The 6711-nt window shown below is 71.3% G+C and carries 6 protein-coding genes; 3 read left to right on the top strand and 3 right to left on the bottom strand.

The window, feature by feature from the left end; genetic code table 11:
- Positions 1-108 precede the first annotated feature (108 nt).
- On the bottom strand, positions 109-297 hold the full coding sequence (locus tag JAO81_RS17700; RefSeq protein WP_165330904.1) for a DUF5703 family protein: 189 nt from the start codon (positions 295-297) through the stop codon (positions 109-111).
- 47 nt (positions 298-344) lie between these two features.
- Between JAO81_RS17700 and JAO81_RS17695 the strand changes: the two genes are divergently transcribed.
- Positions 345-1037, top strand: a complete 693-nt coding sequence (locus tag JAO81_RS17695) for a hypothetical protein (RefSeq protein ID WP_199548825.1) — start codon at positions 345-347, stop codon at positions 1035-1037.
- Positions 1038-1129: 92 nt separating this feature from the next.
- On the opposite strand, the gene JAO81_RS17690 is transcribed toward JAO81_RS17695, so the two are convergent.
- Positions 1130-3436, bottom strand: coding sequence for a helix-hairpin-helix domain-containing protein (locus JAO81_RS17690; protein ID WP_374194310.1), 2307 nt, complete (start codon positions 3434-3436; stop codon positions 1130-1132).
- Positions 3433-4416 (bottom strand): aldo/keto reductase, encoded by a 984-nt coding sequence (locus JAO81_RS17685; protein WP_199548824.1) that lies wholly within the window; start codon positions 4414-4416, stop codon positions 3433-3435. The genes JAO81_RS17690 and JAO81_RS17685 overlap by 4 nt, the downstream gene beginning before the upstream one ends.
- Positions 4417-4614: 198 nt before the next feature.
- Between JAO81_RS17685 and JAO81_RS17680 the strand changes: the two genes are divergently transcribed.
- Both JAO81_RS17680 and JAO81_RS17675 read left to right on the top strand, forming a co-directional pair.
- Positions 4615-5670 (top strand): LLM class F420-dependent oxidoreductase, encoded by a 1056-nt coding sequence (locus JAO81_RS17680; protein ID WP_199548823.1) that lies wholly within the window; start codon positions 4615-4617, stop codon positions 5668-5670.
- Between the two features lie 251 nt (positions 5671-5921).
- A complete protein-coding gene (locus tag JAO81_RS17675; protein ID WP_199548822.1) occupies positions 5922-6710 on the top strand; it encodes a ferritin-like domain-containing protein in 789 nt (262 codons plus the stop codon).
- Position 6711 lies beyond the last annotated feature (1 nt).

The raw sequence follows: 6711 nt of genomic DNA, 5'->3' as shown, positions 1-6711 counted from the left end.
GGGGGGGGGGCGGGGGGGGCCGGCCCGGGGCGGGGATGCAGAGGGGGGGGGGCCCCGCGGGTGGGGGGCCCCCACTCCGTTGTCACCAGGTCCTTGCGGTGGGATACGTCACCACGTCGCACGCACTTGACGGATGATCCGTCGGCGCAGCCGCACCCGGCGGCTTCCGTCGCGGCGCAGGGTCAGTCGGTGCAACTCCCAGTGTCCGTACTCGGCATGCTCGGTCAACAAGCGAGTCGTGTCCTTGCGAGAGATCCCGCGCGGCACGTACACGTCGAGAAATTCGTATTCGGCCATCGCATCTATTGTGCGGGCAACGGCCTGGTACGGATAGCGTCTGCACTATGTCTGATGCTGCGCAGGTCACCGCTGCCGAGGTACGTGCCGCCGCCGAGGCGGTCAAGACCGCACTCGACCGCCACCTTGCCGCGGTCGAGGGACGGTCGGGCGAGGACGACCCGGGGGTCTACGAAGCGTTCAACGAGCTTGCGTCGGCGGCCGAGGCGTACGACGAACTGCTCTACGACACCTACGACGAGGTCACCCCCTTCGAGATCCCCGGCACCGAGGACGATCTGCCGCCCTATGCCGGCCCCGCCGATCCCAGCGCGCTCAGCGTGCTGATCCGGCGGGACTACGCGGTGGTGGAACCGCAGCGGCTGCTCGCCCAGGCGCAGCGGGTGGCGGACCTGGACGCGGATACGGCGGGGGATCTGTCCGATGCCGACGAGGTCGGCGGGAGTGCGCATGCGGCGCTCGGGGTGCTGTTCGGTGAGTTCGAGCCGGATGAAATCGCCTCCCGGCACAAGGAGTTCGGCCTGGAGGAGGGCGACTCCACGCTCTGGGTGACGGCGTCGGACGGGACACCGGAGCCGGGGGAGTGGCTGGAGGCACCGTTCGAGACGGTGGATCCGCAGCGGGTGGTGTGCCGGTTCGATGTGAGCGCGGTGTTCGACGAAGAGCTGGACGACGGGCTCGATCTGGTGGGGGAACCGGACCTGGAAGTTGCCTTGGAGCCGCTGGATTCCGAGCGGTAAACGGTTCTGTTGTGCGGGGTGCCGGGTGCGGGGTGCGGGGGGCCGGTGCGGGGAGCGGGGCTTCGGCCCCGCTCCCCGCACCCGCGACAGGCTCAGCCCTGCGTCGGCACCAGCCCCCGAACCAGACGCTCCAGACGGGTGGTTCGCGGCTTCGCCGGCGCCTCGGCCACCGCACGCGGCAGTGCCTGGTCCACGCCGTGCACCACGGACAGATGGCGGTCGGCGCGGCTGAAGGCCGTGTAGACCCAGGGGCGGGTCAGTGACGCGGCAGCGTCCCCCGGCAGTACCGCCACCACCGCGGGCCAGCGCCGGCCGACGGCCTGGTGTGCGGTCAACGCCCAGGCGTGCCGGACGACTTCGTCGACCTTGTCCTTCGGGACGGTGAACTTGATGCCCGCGCACTCCAGCTGAAGGCCCGCCGCCTCGGCGCCCACCACACGCCCCGTCACCGTACGGCCGGGCGCCGGCGCGTAGACGATACGGTCCCCCGGATCGAAGCCGCCGAAGCGGCCGGGTCCGGGGTTGAGCCGCTCCTTGAGCGCCGAGTTGAGCGCACGGGTACCCACGGGGCCGCCGTGCGCCACCGTGACCACCTGGGTGTCCTCGGCGGGAATCGAGAAGGCGCGCGGGATGGAGTTCGCGACCAGCTGGACCGTGCGGTGCACGGCCTCGCCCGGGTCGCGGACCGGGACGATGACCACTTCCTTGTCCGGGGCCTCGACCTGGTTCAGCTCGCCGATGGTGATGCCGGAGGTCAGCTCGCCGATCGGCCCCTCGTCCGGGGTACGCGAAGTGATCTGGGGGCAGACGCGCGCGGCGAGCAGATCGGCGAAGACCCGGCCCGCGCCCGCGGACCACAGCACGGTGGGGTCGCCGCTGAGGACGAGCCGCGCGCCGTCGGGGAGTGATTCGACGAGCATGGCCGCCGTCTCGACGTCCAGCTGCGGTGCGTCCAGAACCACCAACAGGTCGAGATCCAGGGCGCCTTCACCGTCCCGGCCGGGACCTTCGGCGCCGGACAGCAGTCCCGCCACGGTGACCGCGGCGTCGGGCAGCGTCCCGGCCAGGCGGCGGCGCCCGTCCGTGGTGTGGGCCGCCGCGCAGGCCCGCAGGCCCAGCTCTTGCGCGGCGCTCACGAGAGCCGCGGCTTCGGTGCGCGCGGCTTCGCCGCCGGTGTGCAGCACCAGACCGTGCCCGGCCACGGCCCGGATCAGTTCAGCCGCCGATCCCCGTACGGCCGAAGCGGCACTCTCCCAGTCCGCGAGCTCCGAACCCTCTTCCTTGGCCAGCGAGTTCACCACGCGGGCCAGCGCGTCGGCGAGGCTCTCCTCGGCCAGCGAGTACCGTTCGAGCCCGAACAGCACCCGTACCGGACGCTCGACCGGCTCCTCGTCCTCGTCCTCGTCCTGGTCCTGCTGCTGAGCTCCGGGCTGCTGAGCTCCGGGCTGCTGGAGGCCGGGTGCGCCCTCGTCCAAGGCGTCCTGGAAGACGAGGACTTCGCCCTCCGCCACGGCCAGCTCGACCGCGGCATCCGGGTCGGGGACGGCGCGCTGGGCAAGGGCCGACTTGAGCGGGCCGGCATCGAGCGCGGTGTGCCCGGCGACCGCGGCCTGCTCCAGGAGCCACCCGGTCAGGGCACGGCCCCTGCGTTCATCGTCGGGGCGGCAGCCGTCGCCGAGCAGAGCGCGGGCGAATCCATCGGCGTGGTCCGGGCGCACTCCGCCGACCCGCAGCAACTGCCAGGGGTCCTCGCGCAGTTGGTGTTCGGCGCCTTCCCCGAGTACCGCGGTCGCCCGTTCGGCGAGGGACTCGGGGGCACCGCCTTCGGCCAGCACGGCCCGTACCGCCGTGACCTCCTCGGCCGGGGGACCCCCCGCCGGGGGGGGGCCCGGGGGCCCGGGTGCGGGCCTGGGCTGCTCGGCGGCCGGACGGCGCTGCGCGGGCGGCTCGCTGAAGGTGCGGGTCACCGGCTTCTCGCCGCTCTCCACCGCCCGTACGGCCGCGAGCAGATCCGCGGCGGTACCGCTGAGCTTGCCGCCCGCGGCGATCGGCCCGTCCTTGTCGGCCTTGCGCTTCTCGATGCGCTCCCGAAGCTCACGTTGCGCCGCCAACTCGGCCTCGGCCTCCGACGGCCCGTCAGCGCCACCTGCGGACGCCTCCGCGGCGACACCCCCGCCAGCGGCCTCTGCCGACGCTTCCCCAGCAACGCCCCCGTCAGCCGCCTCCACGTCACCGGACACCTCCGCGTCACCGGACACCTCCGAGCCGGCGGCGTCCGAAGCGCCCTCCACGTCCGGAGCACCCTCCACGCCCGCGGCGCCCTCGGTCTCCGGCTCCTCACCGGTCCGCGGCTCCTCGTCGGTCCGCGGTTCCTCCGCGGCTGCGGACTCCGTACTCACAGGGTGCTCCAGTCCTGATCGGGATAGCGGTGCACGGGCGCCGACACATCGTCGAGCGCCTGGCAGATCTCGTCAGGAAGACTAAGGGCCTCCACTGACAATGCGGCGGTGAGCTGCTGCGCCGTGCGCGCCCCCACGATCGGCGCGGTCACGCCGGGTCTGTCGCGCACCCACGCGAGCGCCACCTGGAGCGGTGTCGCGGCAAGCCCGTCGGCCGCCGTGGACACCGCATCCACGATCCGCGAGGCGGCCTCGTCGAGATACGGCGCGACAAAGGGCGCCATGTGATCGGACGCGCCCCGCGAATCGGCCGGCGTCGAGTGCCGGTACTTCCCTGTCAGCACCCCGCGCCCGAGCGGCGACGAGGGCAGCAGCCCGACCCCCAGGTCGAGCGCGGCCGGCAGCACCTCGCGCTCGATGCCCCGCTGCAGCAGTGAGTACTCCATCTGCGTGCTGGCCAGGCGGGTGCGCACCCCCGGCACCGCCAGCTGCCACGTCGCGGCCTTCGCCAGTTGCCAGCCGCTGAAGTTGGACACCCCCGCATAGCGCGCACGCCCGCTCGCCACCGCTATGTCCAGCGCCTGCAGCGTTTCCTCGAGCGGGGTCTCCGGATCGAACGCGTGCACCTGCCAGACGTCCACATAGTCCGTGCCCAGCCGCTGCAGCGAGGCGTCGAGTGCGGCGAGCAGATGGCCGCGCGAACCGTCGAAGCGCCGGTCGGGGTCGGGCACACTGCCGGCCTTGGTCGCGATCACCAGGTCACGGCGCGGCACGAGGCCCTCGATCAGCCGTCCGAGCACGTACTCGGCATCCCCGTCCCCGTACACATCCGCGGTGTCGACGAGCGTGCCGCCCGCCTCCCAGAAGACCTTCAACAGGTCGGCGGCGTCATGCTCGTCGCTGTCACGGCCCCATGTGAGGGTGCCGAGCCCGATCCGGGATACGCGCAGGCCGGTACGGCCGAGATGCCTCTGCTCCATGGGCGCTGAGATTACTGGCCGAAGACCGTCCCGTGGGGGCCTGTGGATAACCCGGGTCCCAGCCGTACCGCGCCCTTGTGGACAGCGCGGACCCCAGCCGTGCCGCGCCCGTGCTCACCTTGGCCCCTGCCGCAATCCGCCCCCACCCGATAGGCTCCCGAGCACATACACGTTACTGATCAGTAAGGGGTGCGGCCGATGCGACTCGGGATCAACCTGGGCTACTGGGGCGCCGGAATGGACGCGGACAACCTGGCCGTCGCCAGGGAGGCCGACAAGCTCGGCTACTCGGTCTGCTGGGCCGCCGAGGCCTACGGCTCGGACGCGGCGACGGTCCTGTCCTGGGTCGCGGCGCAGACCGAACGGATCGACATCGGCTCCGCCATCTTCCAGATCCCGGCCCGTCAGCCCGCGATGACCGCGATGACGGCCGCGACCCTCGACTCGCTGTCCGGCGGCCGCTTCCGCCTCGGCCTCGGCGTCTCGGGCCCGCAGGTCTCCGAGGGCTGGTACGGCGTCAAGTTCGACAAGCCGCTGGCCCGTACCCGCGAATACGTGGAGATCGTCCGCAAGGCGATGAGCCGCGAGCGCCTCAGCTACGAAGGCGAGCACTGGACGCTGCCGCTGCCCGGCGGCCCGGGCAAGCCGATCAAGCTGACCGTGCACCCCGCGCGTGAGCACATCCCGGTCTACATCGCGGCGATCGGCCCGAAGAACCTGGAGCAGACCGGCGAGATCGCCGAGGGCGCCCTGCTGATCTTCCCGTCCGCCGAGCACATCGAGGACACCGCGCTCCAGTACATCCGGGCCGGCCGCCAGAAGGCGGGCCTGACGATGGACGGCTTCGACGTCTGCCCGACGCTGCCGCTCGCGCTCGGCGACGACAGCGATGTCAGCACGCTCGCCGACACCTTCCGCCCGTACACCGCGCTGTACGTGGGCGGCATGGGCAGCCGCAAGCAGAACTTCTACAACCAGCTCGCCCAGCGCATGGGTTACGAGAAGGAAGCCGCCGAGATCCAGGACAAGTACCTGTCAGGCGACAAGGAGGGCGCCGCTGCCGCCGTACCGCAGCAGCTGATCGACTCGACCGCCCTGCTCGGTTCCGTGGACCGGATCGCCGACCGGATGCAGGCCTATGCGGCGGCCGGAGTGACGACGCTGACGCTGGCTCCCGCGGGCTTCACGCTCGACGAGCGGCTTGCGGCGCTGCGGGCCGGTGTGGAAGCGGTGGAGCGCGCCGGTCTGGCGTAACGCGCGCAAAAGAATTTCTGCGGCCGTGGTGGGGGCTCGGGGGGTCTTCCCCGCCACGGCCGTCACGGAGAACAACGCGCCAGAGACGGGACGGTTACGGCGCTGTCCACCGCCAGATGGATGCAAACCGCAAGCGAGCCGGAATACGTCTTTCAGCGCAGTTGTCCGACACAACTGTTGCCTGGCACCTCGCACCGCATTTGACTCGTTCTTTGCGGAACCCTGCAGATCGCTGCATGGAGGTGGCAGTCATGCTTTCGGCCAAGAGCCTGTTCACGGAGATCCTCGACAACGACGAGTCCTTCCGGCTGTTCTGTTCCATCGCGGCGAGCGGGGAGTCCCAGGGCGGCTGGGAGAACGCGCGCATCGCCGCGCTCGTACCGGAGAGCCAGCGCGAGCTCGCTCCCAAGATCACCCGGCATGGCGCGGACGAGGACAAGCACGGGCGGATCTTCAACGCCCTGCTGAAGAAGCGCGGCCTCGAACCGTGCGAGATCCCGCACGAGACCGACTACACGATGCTGCTCGAGAAGAACGGCATCGGGCTCGCGCACGAGCAGCTCAAGGGCGACCAGCCGCTCGGTGAGCAGGACATCATCACGTATCTCGCGCACAGCAGGGTCACCGAGCAGCGCGCTTCCGAGCAGATGGACATGCTGCGCAAGTACTTCGGCGACCATCCCGACATCGGCCGCGCCGTCAAGATGATCTCCAAGGACGAGGACAACCATCTCGCGTACTGCCACGAGGAGTTGCTGCGCTTCGCGTACGCCGGGCACGGCCGTGACATCCAGCGGATCCTGCGCGAGTGCGCCCAGGCCGAGATCCGTATCTACCGCGATGTGAGCCTCGCCGTCATGGACCACATGGGCCGCATCCTCGGCTGGCCCAAGGCCAAGGCCGGGACGCTCGCCGCGGGCATCCACGCCGTCCACGCGTACGAACGGGCCGGCGGCTGGCGGCGGATGGTGTCCCTCAAGATGCCCGAGCGGCGCGACGCGCTCGGCGGCCCCGCCGCCTCGGCCCCCGAATTCGCCTGAC

It is taken from the genome of Streptomyces sp. N35, from assembly GCF_016464295.1.
Lineage (GTDB): Bacteria > Actinomycetota > Actinomycetes > Streptomycetales > Streptomycetaceae > Streptomyces.
The sequence above is the reverse complement of the archived record's forward strand: the minus strand, read 5'-3'. Positions and strand labels throughout refer to the sequence as shown.

Excerpts from the sequence above, each read along its gene's own strand:
- JAO81_RS17700 (WP_165330904.1), bottom strand. The coding sequence starts at position 297 with ATGGCCGAATACGAATTTCTCGACGTGTACGTGCCGCGCGGGATCTCT.
- JAO81_RS17695 (WP_199548825.1), top strand. The coding sequence starts at position 345 with ATGTCTGATGCTGCGCAGGTCACCGCTGCCGAGGTACGTGCCGCCGCC.
- JAO81_RS17685 (WP_199548824.1), bottom strand. The coding sequence starts at position 4,416 with ATGGAGCAGAGGCATCTCGGCCGTACCGGCCTGCGCGTATCCCGGATC.
- JAO81_RS17680 (WP_199548823.1), top strand. The coding sequence starts at position 4,615 with ATGCGACTCGGGATCAACCTGGGCTACTGGGGCGCCGGAATGGACGCG.
- JAO81_RS17675 (WP_199548822.1), top strand. The coding sequence starts at position 5,922 with ATGCTTTCGGCCAAGAGCCTGTTCACGGAGATCCTCGACAACGACGAG.